Origin of the sequence: Clostridium hydrogeniformans DSM 21757 (assembly GCF_000686705.1) — a bacterium.
Classification (GTDB): domain Bacteria; phylum Bacillota; class Clostridia; order Clostridiales; family Clostridiaceae; genus Clostridium_Z; species Clostridium_Z hydrogeniformans.
Genome location: NZ_JMLJ01000015.1, coordinates 118,341 through 135,717 on the forward strand (window position 1 = coordinate 118,341; position 17,377 = coordinate 135,717).

10 protein-coding genes and 2 tRNA genes are annotated in these 17,377 nt (G+C 28.8%); 5 read left to right on the plus strand and 7 right to left on the minus strand.

Annotated features, from left to right (window positions below; translation table 11 throughout):
- Nucleotides 1–175: 175 nt before the first annotated feature.
- The gene (locus BR69_RS0110185) at nt 176–1,132 is read right to left on the minus strand and encodes a 3'-5' exoribonuclease YhaM family protein (RefSeq protein WP_034849685.1); all 957 of its coding nucleotides are present in this window, start codon (nt 1,130–1,132) and stop codon (nt 176–178) included.
- 338 nt (nt 1,133–1,470) lie between these two features.
- Nucleotides 1,471–2,475 (minus strand): M42 family metallopeptidase, encoded by a 1,005-nt coding sequence (locus BR69_RS0110190; RefSeq protein ID WP_027633102.1) that lies wholly within the window; start codon nt 2,473–2,475, stop codon nt 1,471–1,473.
- Between the two features lie 147 nt (nt 2,476–2,622).
- Between BR69_RS0110190 and BR69_RS0110195 the strand changes: the two genes are divergently transcribed.
- The 5 genes from BR69_RS0110195 to BR69_RS22475 all read left to right on the plus strand — a co-directional run bounded on the left by BR69_RS0110195 (nt 2,623) and on the right by BR69_RS22475 (nt 8,873).
- Nucleotides 2,623–3,900 (plus strand): CCA tRNA nucleotidyltransferase, encoded by a 1,278-nt coding sequence (locus BR69_RS0110195; RefSeq protein WP_034849688.1) that lies wholly within the window; start codon nt 2,623–2,625, stop codon nt 3,898–3,900.
- A gap of 63 nt (nt 3,901–3,963) precedes the next feature.
- Complete coding sequence (locus tag BR69_RS0110200) at nt 3,964–4,905, plus strand: AEC family transporter (RefSeq protein WP_027633104.1); 942 nt, start codon at nt 3,964–3,966, stop codon at nt 4,903–4,905.
- Nucleotides 4,906–5,222: 317 nt separating this feature from the next.
- On the plus strand, nt 5,223–6,659 hold the full coding sequence (locus tag BR69_RS20365) for a spore germination protein (protein ID WP_160169948.1): 1,437 nt from the start codon (nt 5,223–5,225) through the stop codon (nt 6,657–6,659).
- Nucleotides 6,660–6,665: 6 nt separating this feature from the next.
- Entirely contained in the window at nt 6,666–7,784 is a 1,119-nt protein-coding gene (locus tag BR69_RS0110210; protein WP_027633105.1) for a Ger(x)C family spore germination C-terminal domain-containing protein, read from the plus strand.
- Nucleotides 7,785–8,873, plus strand: a complete 1,089-nt coding sequence (locus BR69_RS22475) for a GerAB/ArcD/ProY family transporter (protein ID WP_027633106.1) — start codon at nt 7,785–7,787, stop codon at nt 8,871–8,873.
- 14 nt (nt 8,874–8,887) lie between these two features.
- Here BR69_RS22475 and addA read toward each other — a convergent pair whose 3' ends face one another.
- From addA to BR69_RS0110240, 5 genes are all read right to left on the minus strand, one after another.
- Complete coding sequence (gene addA / locus BR69_RS0110220) at nt 8,888–12,670, minus strand: helicase-exonuclease AddAB subunit AddA (protein ID WP_027633107.1); 3,783 nt, start codon at nt 12,668–12,670, stop codon at nt 8,888–8,890.
- Nucleotides 12,660–16,109 carry a helicase-exonuclease AddAB subunit AddB gene (gene addB, locus BR69_RS0110225; protein ID WP_027633108.1) on the minus strand — a complete coding sequence of 1,150 codons (3,450 nt, stop codon included), beginning with the start codon at nt 16,107–16,109 and terminating at the stop codon, nt 12,660–12,662. Before addB ends, addA begins: the two co-directional genes overlap by 11 nt.
- A 117-nt stretch (nt 16,110–16,226) precedes the next feature.
- The gene (locus BR69_RS0110230; RefSeq protein WP_027633109.1) at nt 16,227–16,769 is read right to left on the minus strand and encodes a GNAT family N-acetyltransferase; all 543 of its coding nucleotides are present in this window, start codon (nt 16,767–16,769) and stop codon (nt 16,227–16,229) included.
- Between the two features lie 414 nt (nt 16,770–17,183).
- Nucleotides 17,184–17,274 (minus strand) — tRNA-Ser (locus BR69_RS0110235).
- Nucleotides 17,275–17,284: 10 nt separating this feature from the next.
- Nucleotides 17,285–17,375 (minus strand) — tRNA-Ser (locus tag BR69_RS0110240).
- Between the last annotated feature and the right edge of the window lie 2 nt (nt 17,376–17,377).

Sequence of the window (17,377 nt, forward strand, 5' to 3'; positions counted from 1 at the left end):
ATTTTAACTTCTATATAGTTTAGATATGAAAGCTTAACTTATACCTATTTCTAGATAATGATTAATCAATGTAAACCTTTATAGATAAATTAATACAGTAACGCTATATGTCTTAAATATTTTAAATTTAATTTATTCATACCATAAAATTTAACCGTATAATAAATTAATTAACTTATTTTATGTTATGGTTATATACTCTTCTATTTTCTAATGACCATATTCTCTCTGAGAATTCTCCTTCTTTTGTTTCATTTAAAGCTTTTTTCATATCATACATTCTAGCATCTAATACATCTAGATAGTGAAGCATTTCAGCCTCAATTATCATTGGCTTTATAGGACTTCCGTATTCAGGCTCATAATGATGAGATAAAACCATGTGCTGAAGAAGCATTATTATTTCCTTACTACAGCTTAAAGCTTCTCCTACCTCATTTATTTTAGATACTCCTATGGATATATGACCAATTAATGTTCCTTCCTTAGAGTATTCCCTTACAAACCCTAATTCATTGGCATCCATTTCATCTATCTTACACATATCATGAAGGATTATCCCTCCATATAATAAGTCCTTATTTAAATAATCATAAACCTCACATAGCTTTTCTCCAGCTATTAGCATAGTTAGTATGTGGTATAGTAATCCCCCTCTTATAGCATGATGATTCTTCTTTGCAGCAGGGTGATACATAAGTTTTTCCTTATTAACTTCAAAAATATACTGAACAATATCCTTTATATCTTTGTTTTTCATAGCATTTATATAAGTATATATTCTCTCATACATAGTTTCTGAAGGATAGGGAGCACTTATTACAAAGTCCTCTATATTAACATTATCATTCTCATCTAAGTTTCCTATCTTCTCAAGTTTTAACTGAAGTGAGCCTTGCCATGCTAATACCATTCCTTTTACTTTAACTATTGTATTACTTTTTAAAACCTTATCTTCCTCTTCTCTAACATCCCAAAGCTTTGCGTTTATTTCTCCACTATTATCGCATAAATTAACATCTAAATATTTTCTATTATTTGAATTTGTTGTTTTACAATCTATAGATTTTATTAGGTAAAAACCTTCAATTCTTTTACCTTCTTCGAATTCTCTTACTTTTTTATTTTCCATGTAAATCCACCTTCACTATTAATAGATACAATATATTTATATATTATACACCAATACTCATAATTTTATAGTTTGGATTTAAAGACTATTCTAGTATTTATAGTTAAAAACCTTCCCTATCCTTACAAAATTAAGGTATCTTAAATAAAAGTATCCTTAATTCAAGTTGAGCTTTTACTAATATAAAATAAACACTATGAACTTATTTAAATATAATAAGCCCATAGTGTTTATACTTTACTACTATAACTATTAATATAACTTAAAATTATAAATCTCTATTTTTATTCCTATCCTTAAACTAAGGATAATATCTCTTATCTTACTGAGTCTTTCTTTTATTTATACTCAAACTTAAACTCTCTATTTGTATATTTAGAAAGTAAATCTATAGCTGCTTCCACATCATCCATATTTACAAGACAGTTGTTTCCATGTACATATCTTGTTGCAACAGATATACCTGACGATTTTACTCCAAAGTTTGATCTATTTATAGCTCCAGCATCGGTTCCCCCTGCATCTATTACATCTCTTTGATATTTTATATCATTATCTTCACAGGTTTTTATCATTTCTTCTACTAAATATTCATCACATATAACAGAACCATCAGATATCTTTATAGCAGCTCCGTCCCCTACCTTATTAGCTCCTTCTCCAGAGTTTGGATAATCGCTTGCTATGGTAACATCTACAGCTATTCCTATTTCTGGCTTTATTCTGCTCGCTGAAACTGTAGCTCCTCTAAGTCCTACCTCTTCTTGAACTGAAAATACAAAATATAAATCATTATATGGCTTGTCTATCCTCTTTAAAGCTTCTGCTAGTATAAAGCATCCTATTCTATCATCTATAGCCTTAGCTGCTATATTATTATTCTTAAGTTCTACTAATTCTCCTTCATAGGCAGCTACATCTCCAACCTTAACGTACTTAAGAGCATCCTCTTTATCCTTAGCCCCAATGTCTATATAAAGTTTCTTTATATCATTTTTTATTTCATCTGATTTACAAGTTGAAGAAACTAGTCCTATGGTTCCATTTCTAAACTTAACCCTATTCATTACAGTATTTAAAACTGGGATTCCACCTAAAGCTCTTACCCTTATAAATCCCTTATCATCTATGTTCATTACCTGAAATCCTATTTCATCCATGTGAGCAGATGCCATTATTTTTTTCTTATTCTGTCCATGACCTTCCTTGTATATAATAAGATTCCCTAAATCATCTATTACCACATCATCTGCATATTTACCTATTTCTTCTTTTATAATATTCCTTATCTCTCTTTCATACCCACTTACACCAAAAGTACTGACCAATTGTTTTAAAAACATAATAAGTCCCCCTTATGTATTTTAATAGTATTACATTAATATTTTAGCTATAATTGTTAGAATTTTCAATACATTTTATTTTTTCTTATATTTCTACTACCACTTCTGTTATTATAGAAATATATTATTTAAGGAAAGGTGATATCTATGTTTAATTTACCTTTAAAGGTTCAATATATATTAAATACTTTCTCACAAGCTGGCTATGAAGCCTATATTGTTGGAGGCTGTGTACGAGATTTACTTCTTGAAATTACTCCAAAGGATTGGGATATAACTACTAACTGCCTTCCTCTAGGTACAGAAGAGTTATTCCCTAATACCATCCCTACAGGAATAAAGCACGGAACAGTAACTGTCATGTTAGATGGTGAAGGGTTTGAAGTTACAACCTTTAGAACTGAAGGGGATTACTTAGATAATAGGCATCCCTCTAATGTAACCTTTGTTAGTGATATAAAAGAAGATTTATCAAGACGTGACTTTACTGTTAATGCCCTAGCTTACAATCCTATGTTAGGTCTTAAGGACTTCTTTTACGGAAAGGATGACTTAAAAAATAAACTTATTAGGTCTGTTGGTGATGGGTCTAAAAGATTTAAAGAGGACGCTCTTAGGATGATTAGAGCCATAAGATTTTCCTCTACTTTAGGATTTAATATAGAGGAAGATACACTTTTAGCAATAAAAAGTAATAATAATCTTATATCTAATGTAAGTAATGAAAGAATAAGAGAGGAGTTATGCAAAATACTTCTATCTAAAAAGCCTTCTGTTGGTATTAATCTTCTTCATAAATGTGGCTTGCTTAAGTTTATAATTCCACACATATATGTTTCCTTTGATGAAGTTATATTTAAGGATTTACTTAAACTAATTGATAGTACTGAAGAAGATCTAATTCTTAGGTTAACAGCCTTATTTTATAATGCTAATATTTTTTCTAATAATAGTGATGACTCCTATATATCAAACTATAATATCTGTAATTCTACATTAAAGGCTTTAAAGTTCTCTAATAATACAGTGGAATCCTGTAGCTTAATTATTAGAGAAAGTCATAATTTAATAAGTTTTACTTCAAAGGTAAAGATAAAAAAATTCCTATCTTCTCAAAGCTTAAGCTTATTAAATCACATGATTTCCTTTGAAAAATCAAAAGCTTTATCTTTAAGTTTAGATAATAAGGAAAATATGTTATCTTCTATAAGTTCTATTGAAGTATCTTTAAGGAAAATACTAAATAATAATGAACCTATATATTTAAAAGATCTTAGTATAACAGGTAATGACTTAATGACTTTAGGTATTGAAAAAGGTAAGAATATAGGTATAATACTCAATCTATTGCTTAATAAAGTCTTAGAAGATCCTTCTCTTAATAAAAAAGAAATCTTATATGATATAGTAAAAAGTCTATATTAACCCTTAAGTTTACTTTATAATATAATTAATTGTTTAAAATTCTTTAATAAGGAAGGTTACCCTATGCCTATTATGCAAGCTTTACAAAGTGTATTAACCATATTTTTAATAATTGGACTTGGTTTTTTTCTAACTAAAATCAAAATATTAAATCCTGATGTTGGTTCTATATTCTCTAAAATAGTTATCAAGGTATCTTTACCTTGTTTTATGATATACAACCTATTAACAACTTTTTCTTTAGAAAGTCTTATAAGTTCTAGTAATATGCTTTTTATTCCATTTATATCTATGTTAATTAACTTTTTTTTAGGTTTTATAATATCTAAATTCCTTAATGTAGATAAAAATATACGTGGAACATTTTATTGTATGTTTTCATTATCCAACACAATATTTATAGGTTTACCTGTTAGTGTATCTTTATTTGGAAATGAATCTATTCCTTATGTACTAATTTATTACATAGTAAACACTTTGCTCTTTTGGTCAGTTGGAGTTTATTTTATAAAGAAAGATGGCGGTCATATAGAAAAAACATTTAGTATAAAAAATGTACTTAAAAACTTATGTACCCCTCCATTAATTGCTTTTATTGTAGCTATAATACTAATATCATTTAAGATTACTCCTCCTAAATTTGTAATGGATACCTGTATGTATATGGGAAGTTTAACTACCCCTCTCCCCCTATTATTTATAGGTATAACTTTACATGAGCTTTCATTAAAAGATTTAAAGCTCGACCTTACAGGCTTAACTGTTTTAATTGGTAGATTTATAATTTCTCCTATGGTAGTGGCTCTTTTAATGAGAAACACTTACCTTCCACTACTTACTCAAGAGGTCTTTATAATAATTGCAGCTATGCCTGTAATGACACAGGTAGCTATTATCTGTAAAGTTTATGATGCGGATTATAAATTTGCAACCTCTATAGGATCTTTAAGTACCATTTTAAGCTTAATATTTATTCCTATATATATGTTGTTATTCTCCATATAAGGCTTTTCATTTGCTTAACTTCCATGAGTTAGAAACTTATATTTATACAAAAGAGCTGTGTAACTAATTATTTAGTTGCACAGCTCTTTTGCATTTCTTCTACCTTCTATTACTTATCTTAATGTAAGGCTTACCTATATTCCTTAAATATTCTTATTAAACTCCATAGGATGCCTTTATATATGAAATATTTATATTTTTCTCAATTTATAAATTATCACTTATACAAATACTATTCTTTAGATAAATTTCTACAAAATACTCTAATATTTAGTATAAAAAGATCCTTTATATTAATACTATTAATGGGTGATTTTATGTATGAATTAAATGATGTATTAAAAGATATAAGAAAAGAAGTTCAAGTTGATTCTTCCCTAGTAAATAGGAGTATTCTTTTAGGAAAAAACAATATTAAAGCTATGATTATATATATTGATGGCTTAGTAAATAAAAATTTAATAAATGAAAATATACTAAAACCTTTGATAAATAACATTGATGAGGAAGTAATTATAGACGAGGCTACCCCTCAGTATATATTAGAAAAATATATACCATTTTATAAAGTAGATATTAGTGCTAATACTTTAAAGGCTATAGATGGAGTTAAAAATGGTAAAACCTTATTATACTTTAATAATATAAGAACATTTTTAATTTTTGATACTACAGATTGTAATCAAAGGAGTATATCTGAACCTGAAAATGAATCCTCTGTTAGAGGTTCAAAGGAAAGCTTTGTTGAAAACTTGGATATAAACCTATCTCTTGTTAAGAGAATACTTAAGGATAAGAATCTTAAATCTCAAACATTTACTGTAGGTATTAGAAGTGAAACAAGGGTGTCTATACTGTATCTTAATGACTTAGTAGATAATGAAGTACTAAATGAACTTATTAAAAAAATTAATTCTTTAAGAGTTAATAATCTTACTGATAGCGGAGTTCTAGAGCAATATATTGAAGATAATACTTACTCCCCATTTCCTCAAGCTTTTTATACTGAACGTACAGATAGGGTTAAAGCTCATCTAATGAGTGGTAAGATAGCTATATTTGTGGATGGTTCTCCTACCGTATTAACAGTACCATCAGTGTTTTTTGAATTTTTTCAATCTGTTGAAGACTATAATGAAAGGACATTGGTTTCAAGCTTAATTAGACTACTACGATTAATGGCTGTATTTATAAAACTTACTCTCTCTCCCTTTTACTTATCACTTATTGCTCATAACTCTGAATTAATACCCCTTAAGTTTATAAGCCCTATAATTCAATCTAGACAAGGCATTCCACTATCACCTTTTTTAGAAATACTCATTATGGAAATAGTTATAGAGTTTTTAAGGGAAGGAAGTCTTAGGATGCCTAGTAAGGTAGGGCAAACCCTAAGTATAGCTGGAGGTATTATAATTGGTCAAACTGCTGTTCAATCTCAAATAGTAAGTCCAACCACACTCTTTATCATTGGAGTAAGTACTATTTCAAGTTTTTTAATATCTAATTATGAAATGTCCTTGACTATAAGAATGTTAACCTTTCCTATGTTAGTATTATCTAACGCCCTTGGGTTTCTTGGTATATCTCTTGGACTTACATTTATACTAGTGCACCTTTGTTCATTAAAAAATTTAGGGGTTCCTTATCTAGATTTATATATATCTGATTTAGGGGATATTCTAATAAGAGCTCCTTTATATAAGCTTAAAGAAACCTTTAAATCTATACCTACAAAATTTAAAAAGGAGTAGTGCGTTATGGGGATGAAGAATAAAAAGCTTTTAACAATATTTATAATTTCTATATGTGTATATACATTCTTAGTATATAAAAAAGTAAATGTCCCTATAGAAGATTTAACTATCCCTTCATTAACAGCTCTAGATATAGAAAAACAAGGGGATGAAGAAGTTTTCTTAATAGAAAACACCACATATACCTATAAAAAAAATGAGCCTAAGAAAAAGTTAAATCCCACTGCTAGTGGGGTAACTTTAGGTAAAGCTAGGGAAAATTATGACTTAACATCCAAAGGTACTATTCTTCCTGGACTTCAAAAAGCTATATTATTTGGTACTAAGCTCTCTGAAACAGGACTAAATAAATGTATGGATTTATTCTTTTCTACTAGAAGTTACACAGACCTATGTCAATGTGCTATAACAAGAGCTAATGGCAAAGATGTGTCAGAGCTAAATTTAAGCGGAGATATTGATATTGCAGATTTTATTGAAGGTATGTTAAAAAGTTCTTACTATGGAACATTTTTTTCTGAAAACTATAGACTTATAGATATATATGCTTCCTTATCCTCTGAAGGTAGAAATCTTGTATTACCTTATATAGATATAAAAAATAATAGTCCTTATATAGTAGGCCTTGCTTTATTTAAAGGTGATAAGGTAGTAAAATATTTAGACGTTGATGATAGTAAAACCATGAATATATTAAGAGAAAATAACCTAGGTGGAATTATATCTTTCAAAGAATCTAATGAAGAATCCATAGATTGCGCCGTTAAATCCTATAGAAAAGTTAAGTATAGTAAAGATTCAGATGGTAAATTCCACTTTACTATAAATGTATCTATGATTGGTGATGTAATTCTAAATAGTATGTATGATAACTTATCAAAATCTCCTGAAAAAATAAAGGAAGTTGAACACAAGTTAGAAGATACTATAAGAAAACAGTGTTACTCTTTTATTGAAGATATGCAAATGAAATATAAGGTTGATTGTTTAGAACTTGGAAGATATGTTATAGCTAAAGAAGGTCGCGGAAAAGATATAGATTGGAATGATATTGTTTGTAAGTCAAGGATAGATGTAAATATAAAAGTTTCTCTAGAGACATTTGGAAGAGGAGAATTTTAAATGATACCAGAAAAAGAAAAAATCAATAGTACCCAACTAACATTACTCATATTTTGTCTATACCTAGGAGTAGATTCCTTAAAACTTCCATATGACATTGTAAGTATAGCTAATCAAGATGCCTTACTTTGTCTAATAATAAGCTTAATTTATCCAGTTACAATGCTCTATTTAATGAGTGTTGTAATTAAATACTGTGGTGACAGGACCCTAGTTAAGCTTAATAAAGATTTCTTTGGGAATAAATTTGGAAATGTTTTAAACCTATTATTCTCACTCCAGTTTATAATATATCCTTGTCAGATACTTTCTAGTCTATTATCCCTAAATAAGACATTTTTATCTCCTACTATTATCCCTATAAAAATGTCTTTAATATTATGTATGTTTATATTATATGCTTCATTAAAAGGATTGGGTGCCCTTGTTCGAATCTCTACAGTAATGGCTCTCTCCATAACCATATTAATATTATTATGTATTACTGCTCTTAATGAAGGAAGCATTTTAAACATAATGCCCGTATTAGATGCTAGTTTTAGTAATATTATGTCAGGGTGTTTAAGAGCCTTATATTATTTTACAACTATTGAAGCATTACTTATAATTCATCCATTTATAAAATCCTCTAATAAGCATAGATTCCTTAAAGATTCCCTTAGAGGATTTTCCTTAGTTTTCTTTTTTTCTTTTTTGGTTATGTTTATTTGTATATATAGACTTGGAATAGATTTAATAAAAAAGAGCTCTTGGCCTTTTATCTTAGCTATCCAAAACATATATATACCAATATTCACAAACTTTAGATATATATTTCTTTTATTTTGGAATTCTAAATCTTTATTAGTTATAATCCTTGAAATTTTTATATTTTGTCAAATAATTAATGAATCTTTTAATATCAAAAATAAATTTATATATTACCTATCATTTATCATCTGCTTTATATTCAGTTATATTTTTTATTCACTTCCTATTATGTCTTCTATTATTCTATATATTTCCCCTATAATAATACTATTTAATGTAATATTAATTTGTATCTTTATACTTCGTTTAAAAAAGGAATCAATAAAAAATCCCAGCTAAAAGCTGGGATTTTTTTATAATTCTATAACCTTTTCTATATAAAATAAATAAATATATCTTTTTTCTACCTTTTTACCCGTTATTCTTTCTAAGGCTTCAGTGTAATAATCTAATTGAGACATATATCTATCTTTTATACTACTAATGGCTTCTGAGGTATTCTCCACATAATCTGTTTTATAATCTACTAGTATAATATGATCATTTTCTTCTATAAAACAATCTATAACCCCTTGAAGTCTTACTTTCTCATCTTTGTATTTATCCTTTTCTAAGCTATTATTTATAATTGTACTAGGAATCTCTATATAAAAAGGTGTCTCCCTATGAATAAGATCCTTATCCTTTTTATGTATTTCTAAAAGCTTTCTTCCTATGTCACTATTAAAAAAGCTTAGTATTTTGTAAGGATTTATAGCCTTAACTTCTTCTTCTGTTAAAAGCTCTCTAGCCATCATTAATGTAAGTTGCTTTTTTATATCTTCAACACTCTCTACCCTATTAAGGTCTAAATGTTGCATAACTCCATGAACTGCAGTACCTCTTTCCGCTGCACTAAGCCCTTTATTTTCTTGTAAGAATAAAGGCTTTCTTATTATATTTTCTTTCTTTTCTTCGTATAAGTTATAGATTTCTCCTTGATTCTCTTCAAGTAATGAGCTTCTCTTTAATTCAGATACAGATATATTAGCTGGTAACTTTGAAGCTTCAATATAGTAATATTTCCAATCTAATCTTCTATTAATTTCATTACCATAAGCTACTTTTTCTAATCTTGTTTCAAAGAATTCTTCTTCTGTTAGATTTTCATCCACAACCTCCAATACTTTATCCACAATTAAATCATATTTATTATAATTATATACTTTCCATGTGGATAACTTCTCAGATTCACTTGAATTTACTTCTACCTGTGAATAATCTCTAAGTATTTCACCATCCCTATGAATCATTAAGGCCATTCCTATCCAATCTAAATATCTCTTGCTATTAAATATTTCTGTACTTGGAATTTTGTCATTAACTCTATTTCTTATTGCCTTACCCCATTTTTCACAATCTTTTCTTAAATCCTTTGAAGTCCCTGTTATTATTAATTTTTCTCTTGCTCTTGTAAAAGCAACATAAAGAACTCTCATCTCTTCAGATAAATTCTCCATTTTTATTTTTTTCTTTATTGCTTCCTTAGCTATAGTAGGGAATTTAAATTTATCATCATAATTAACATAGTCTGGGCCAAAACCTAATTCCTCATGATATAATATTTGACCTTTTAAATCTAAATCATTAAATTGCTTTCCACATCCACTTAAAAATACCACTGGAAACTCAAGGCCCTTACTCTTATGTATGCTCATTATTCTAACTACATTTTCATTTTCTCCTAAAGTCTTAGCACTTCCCATATCTCCACTATTCTTTTTTAGTTTATTTATGAAATTTATAAAATTAAATAATCCCTTAAAGCTAGTTTTTTCATACTGCTTAGCTCTTTGGAATAATATTCTTAAATTTGCCTGTCTTTGCACCCCGTTAGGCATAGCTCTTACATATCCATAATAGGCAGTGTCCATATATAAATACCATATAAACTCATCTATAGGCATGTGAATGGCCTTATCTCTCCACTTACTTAAACTTTCAATAACTCTAGATGCTTTTTCCTTAAGTTCTGGTTCTACCACATATCCTGATTCAAAATTATTTTTCTCCAGATTTCCACTAGCTATGTCTTTAAGTGACTCATAAAAGTACTTATCTCTGTTAAACACCCTAATATCTATTAATTCTTCAGAGGTAAAAGAAAATATTGGAGACCTTAAAACTGATAGCATTGGTATATCCTGAAGGGGATTATCTATTATTTGAAGCAAGGACATAATAGTTTTTATTTCTATTGCATCAAAATATCCTGAAGAAGCATCTGCATAGGATGGTATATCTGATTTAGCTAACTCTTCTGTAAAGACTTCCGCCCAGTTCTTAGTAGCCCTTAAGAGTATTACTATATCTTTAAACTTTACTTCTCTATAACCATCTATTCCTTTGTCATATACCATGAATTTATTTTCTTTATCTTCTCTCATAATATCTTTTATTCTTGATGCTACAAGCTTTGCCTCTATTTGAATTTTATCAAGATCTTCCTCTTCATTTTCTTCATATTTGGTTTCTTCTATAATTATTTCTTCCCCATCATCTTCTTTTAAGTCAACCACATGAAATTCTAATGCTCCTCCAACCTCTGAATTTTCCTCGTTACATTCCTTATAGTTAGCTCCTAAGTTTAGGGCCTCTTTATCTGTGTATTCAAGTTCTCCCACCATTTCAGACATTATTTTCTTAAACACATAGTTTACTCCATCTACCACTTCTTCCCTACTCCTAAAGTTCTTATAAAGAAGGATTTTTCTATCCTTTTCCCCTTCTTCTTCAGAGTAAGTATTATATTTATTAAGAAATAATTCTGGTTTTGCCTGCCTAAACCTATATATACTTTGTTTTACATCTCCCACCATAAATACATTAGGTTTATCAGATAACTTTCTTGATACTAAATCAATTATAGTTTCCTGTACATTGTTACTATCTTGATATTCATCTACTAATACCTCATCAAACTTTTCGCGAATTCCAAGTGCAACCTGTGATGGTATAACTTCACCTGTTTCGTATCCTTCATTTAATATTTTAAGGCATAAATGCTCTAGGTCATTAAAGTCTAATAACCCTTTTTTTCTCTTATTTTCTTCAAATCTATCCATAAATTCTATTATAAGATTTACTAAGGCTTTCATAATAGGATACATTTCCTTTATTGCTTCTACACTTTCTTCCATTGGAAAGTTTATAGAGTTATAAAGCTTTTCTATTCTTTTCTTAATATCTTTTCTTGTACTTGTAATTACTTCTTTTGTATCCTCTTCTACACCCTTTAATGTAAGCCTTGAAAAAGGTATATTTCCTAAGCTTATATATATATCATCATAAGACTTATCTATACTCTCCATAAGTACATAAAGTGCCCCTAAAGTCTCTTCTATATTTTCCTTAGCCTTTAAAAGACCTTCATCTTCACATATATCTCTTATATTTTCTATGTCCTTAATAAAGGATTTAACTTCATCTTCTATACCCTTCATAAGTATCTTTACCCACTTAGAATCTGCCATATTAAAATCATCTTTTAAATTAAAATCCTCAGCCTTATTCCTCAGCCATATCTTTGGACTAGGACCACTCATTGAAAAGCTATATATACTTTCTACAAGAGACTGAATATTCTTATCGTCCCTATTACCTGAAAAAGCATCTATTAAATTAAAAAACTCATGATTTTTATCTTCTAAGTTATACATATCTTCAAATAATTCTTCTATGATTTCCTGCTTCATAAGAATTATTTCTGTTTGATCTGCTATTCTAAAGCTAGGATCTAAATCTATATGATGAAAATTATTTTTTATAACATCAAGACAAAAGGAGTGCATAGTTGTTATGTTAGACTTGTTTAATAAGGTTAACTGCCTTTGTAATACCTTTGAAGATGGATTTTCATCTAGCTTTTTAGATATAGCATCCCCTATTCTCTCTCTCATTTCTGATGCTGCTGCCTTAGTAAAAGTTACTACCAGTAACTTATCGATATCTACAGGATTATTTAAATCAGTAATCATCCTTATTATTCTCTCAACCAAAACTGCTGTTTTTCCTGAGCCAGCGGCCGCTGCTACTAACAAGTTACAATTTCTCGTAACTATTGCACTTTCCTGCTCACTAGTCCACTTAGTTTTCATTAGTTTCGCCCTCCTCTCCTTCCTTAACTTTGTTTTCTATAAGTTTCCATAAGTCTTCCTTATTCTTTTTTACTACTGTATTATATTTATTATTTTTTATTGTAGAGTCAAACTGACATATAGCCTTAAAATCACAATAGTCACAGCAAGAGTTATTGCTTTTTTTAACTGGGTGTATATCAATATTACCATTTAACATTTCTTCACATAACTTAACTATGGTTTCCCTTACATACTCCCTTAACATATTAAATTGCTCCCTTGTGGCTACTGACGAGTTATTTTCTGATACCCCATTTTTACCTACATAAGCTGGTATTATTAAAGAATATCCATTTATTTCTCTATCCATCTGTATTATTACTTCTGCACTATTTAAAAGTAGCCCATTCATCTTTAAGTTTTTTAATACTGCTCTTTTAATTTCATCTTTTGATATCTTTCCATCCGTTGATATTAAAGGATCATCTACTCTAAAGTAAAGTATTGCACCTGGTATAACATTTTTACTTAAAAGCAGTTCCTCATTTTGTAGTATAGCATCTAAATATATAAGTAGTTGAAGTTGAAGTCCATGATAAACCTCTTCTAAACTAAATTTTTTATTTCCTGATTTATAATCTACTATCCTTATATAAAGCTCATCTTTATGCTCTAATACATCAACCCTATCTATTCTTCCTCTTAGATTAATTTCTTCTCCATCTTTAAGAGTAAGTTTTATAGGCTTATGTTTTCCTTCTCCAAAAATTATTTCACTATCTAATACATTAAAGCTTCCTCTTTTAAAATGATCTGATATTACTGTTACTGATTTTGTTATAAGCTTCTTCATTCTTCCAGACATATACTCATATCTAGATGAGCTTTTTAATATAGACTCTTCATCAATTAAACCCTCTACTAATCTATCTACATTTTCTTTGCACCAATTTTCATCTATATCATTCCATGATAAATTTTCTTCCTTAACCTTTTTTGAGAACTTATCTAAAACATCATGTACAAAGGATCCAAAGTCAGGATTTCCAAATTCATATATCTTTCTATCTCTTGCTTTTAATCCATATTGAACAAAATATGCAAAAGGACATTGGGCATATCTTTCTACTTTTGATACATCAAATGTAAAAGGTCTCTTATATAATGATTTTATTTTATACTCATTAACTTTTCCTACCTGATTATTGTAGCTTAACCCCTTAAATACTCTTTCAGCCTTATCCCTCCAACCTTCCTTATCCTTAAACCATGAATAAACCTCTGACCATATGTCTTTTACAGTTTCATTGTTGTCATAATAGGTTCTCATAACAGATATAAGTTCGTTAAATGTAGGCTCTGGCGCTACTATTTTACCTAGAATCTCATCTTCCTTAGTCTTAAATAACTCACTTTCTTCTAATAACTTTGGAAATAACTTTTTAAACCTAGATATTAAAACTGAAGGTCTTAATGCTCCCCCTTCCATATCTGATAATGGATAGGTTATAACCATATAATTACTTGCCATAGTTATAGCATTATATACTAAAAAGTTTTCTTCAAAAGCTTTTGTCCTAGTATCTGCAGATATTGCAACTCCTAGCTCCTTAAGCATAGATCTATCGTCATCAGAAAGTATTCCTTCTTCACTAGACACCTTTGGAAAAACTCCATCATTAACTCCTATTATATATACGGCTTTTAAGTCATGACTTTTGATTCTAGCTAAATCTCCAACTATTACTTGGTCTAATGATACAGGAATTAACCCTATCTCTTGCCTCTCTAGTCCTATATTTAATGTATTTATAAAACTATCTAAATCTACCTTTTCCTCTCCCATTATCTCAACTATCTGATCTAGAACCTTAAGTACTACATCTATTACCTTGTCATATTCATTAGCCTTTTCATTATCACCGTTCTCTTTAAATTCTTCCACAAAACTCTGCACCTTATTTAAGACATTTACCTCAATTAAAAATTCATATATATAGGTGCATAATTCTCTAACAGTACACTTTTTAGACATCTTTTCATATAATTTATTTAATGGTTCTATTATAATATCCTTAATTTCATTTATAGGATTTAATACATCTCTTTTATACTCTTCTTGGTTCTTAGCTGACTTAAGTCCATACTGCCAAAACTCTTGCCACTTCTTCCCCCTTATTCCATGTGCTAATACAAAGTTCTCAAGAATATCTATGTTCTCTCTTTCTATATCCAATATTCCTGTTTTTAAATATCTAAATATGCTTTCATAAGACCAGTTTCTATTCTTTATATCAAATATAGATAATATTAGCACAATAAGTGGATTATCAGTAAGTTCTCTCTTTTTATCTAAGAAATATGGAACATTATAGTCATTAAATATAACTGATACTATTTTTTCATAACAATCTAAGTCTCTACATACAACTGCTATATCTCTATATCTATATCCTTTATCCCTGACTAAAGATGTTATATCTCTAGCAATCCAATCTACTTCTTCATAAGGGTTAAATGCTTTATACATTCTTAAATTTGCAACTGAAGGTTTATATAAGTTATAAGGAAACTTAAAAAAGTTTCTTTCTACATGAAGAAGTTCATTGGCATTTATAAATCTATAGCAATCTTCTCTATTTAAATCTATATCATTGTCAAGAGCTATGTTGTTGTTCATGGCTATTTGAAGTATATTATTCTCTGTACCTTGAACTATTGAAAATATATCTTCACTCTCTACTTCTTGAGAATAATTATGACCATTAGAACAAAGAGTTATATTTACCCTCTTAGCTTTCTTCATTAGTTTCTCTATAATATTATATTGTTGGGGCGTGAAGGTAGAAAATTCATCTATCCATATTTCTGCTCCATCTAATAACTTAAAATCATCTATTTTTTCATAAGCCATAGTTAATTCATCTTCACCATCTATATAACTCTCATGTAACTTACTCTCAAAAATACTGTATATTCTATATAAGTCTTCAAGCTTACCTTTAAGATCTCCATTCTCTACATTATTTAGTGTGTCATTTAATATTTCCGGGGTAATATTATATCTTTTAAACTCAGTTATTATATCTATAAGTACATCTGTAAATCCTTGTTTAGAGCTGGCTCTTTGAAATACTTGTAGTTCTTTTTTCACTTTGTCTAATACACTATACATAATCATAGCCTTACCAGCATCATTTAACCGTCTATGAGTTATTCCCCCTACTGTATTAAATATCTTATGGCATAGCCTCTTAAAGCTTAAAACCTCAGCCTTAAAAACTCCACTATCTCCTGTATGTCTAAGAAGTCTTTTTTCTGACTCAAAAGAAAATTGTTCTGGTACTATAAGTATCAATTTATTTGATACTCCTTTATCTATTTCTTCCTTTATATCATTAAGACAAAAGTAACTCTTTCCCGTTCCACTTCTCCCATATATAAATCTTAAACTCATAAGTTTTATCACCTCACAAAATTAGTGTTATATCTGTAAATATCTAAACTCATTTTAAACTTTGAAATTTAACTAAAGTAAGACTCTATATAGATTAAACTTACTTTAATTAGGTTACTATATGGATATTTTAATTCCTTGTAATTCAAAGTATTCTTCTTTGATTATACCCATAATTATTACATCACTATATACTCCTGCTGAAAAATATCTTTTTCTCTTCCTTCCTTCTTCCTTGAATCCACAGTTTTTATAACACTTTATAGCTCTTTCATTAAACTCAACCACCTCAAGCTCTGCTCTATGGGCAGCCTTGCTTAAAAATAAATATTTTAATAGGGTTTTAATTGCATCAGTACCATATCCTCTCCCCCAAAAATTTTTTCCTATGGTAATACCGAAAGTATAAGTTCCTGTTAAATCCCCTGACTCTTCATAAGTGATATATCCTATAAGTACATCTTTTTCATTAATTATTGATAAATATTTTTTAGATCCTGATACAAATTTCGAGAAATTTTCAAGTAAAAAATCCTTAGAAGGTAAGAGTAAAGATGAGGCATCATACTTTCTCACTTCTTCATCACACCATATATCATAAAATACATGTATATCTCTTCTTTCTATAGATTTTAATAAAACCTTATCTCCTTTTAGCATTGTAAATTCCTCCTAAAACTATTTATCTACTGTCTATTTATTTTATAACAATAAAAGTCCTTAAGTTAATTATATTACTTTTTAATATAATTACTCAAATAAGCTTTTATTATATGGTTAAACTTTAAAATTAATTAAACACGTATAAGGTTTTTACATAAACACTTAACTTATTCATTAAAAATATCCTTGATTTATCTTTCCTTGAATAGATGTATAAATTAAGTTTAAAACTTAAAATCCTATATAAAGTTTTAATATAAGTCCTTAACTTATTCATTAAGAATATTCTTGATTTATCTTGACTTAGGCAGATGTATAAATTAACTTTAAAACTTAAAACACTATATAAGTTAAATAATAATAATAAATTTCTATAAAATAAAAAAGCATCTAACTTTCGTTAGATGCTTTTGGCGGAGAACGAGGGATTTGAACCCTCGCGCCGGTTTCCCGACCTACGCCCTTAGCAGGGGCGCCTCTTCGGCCGCTTGAGTAGTTCTCCATAAAAAAAATGGCGGAGAGAGTGGGATTCGAACCCACGGTGCACTCACATGCACGCCGGTTTTCAAGACCGGTGCCTTAAACCAACTCGACCATCTCTCCGT

Coding starts and splice junctions, on each gene's coding strand:
- BR69_RS0110195 (WP_034849688.1), top strand. CDS start 2,623: ATGTTTAATTTACCTTTAAAGGTTCAATATATATTAAATACTTTCTCA.
- BR69_RS0110185 (WP_034849685.1), bottom strand. CDS start 1,132: ATGGAAAATAAAAAAGTAAGAGAATTCGAAGAAGGTAAAAGAATTGAA.
- BR69_RS0110200 (WP_027633104.1), top strand. CDS start 3,964: ATGCCTATTATGCAAGCTTTACAAAGTGTATTAACCATATTTTTAATA.
- BR69_RS0110230 (WP_027633109.1), bottom strand. CDS start 16,769: ATGCTAAAAGGAGATAAGGTTTTATTAAAATCTATAGAAAGAAGAGAT.
- addA (WP_027633107.1), bottom strand. CDS start 12,670: ATGAAAACTAAGTGGACTAGTGAGCAGGAAAGTGCAATAGTTACGAGA.
- BR69_RS0110210 (WP_027633105.1), top strand. CDS start 6,666: ATGGGGATGAAGAATAAAAAGCTTTTAACAATATTTATAATTTCTATA.
- BR69_RS20365 (WP_160169948.1), top strand. CDS start 5,223: ATGTATGAATTAAATGATGTATTAAAAGATATAAGAAAAGAAGTTCAA.
- addB (WP_027633108.1), bottom strand. CDS start 16,109: ATGAGTTTAAGATTTATATATGGGAGAAGTGGAACGGGAAAGAGTTAC.
- BR69_RS22475 (WP_027633106.1), top strand. CDS start 7,785: ATGATACCAGAAAAAGAAAAAATCAATAGTACCCAACTAACATTACTC.
- BR69_RS0110190 (WP_027633102.1), bottom strand. CDS start 2,475: ATGTTTTTAAAACAATTGGTCAGTACTTTTGGTGTAAGTGGGTATGAA.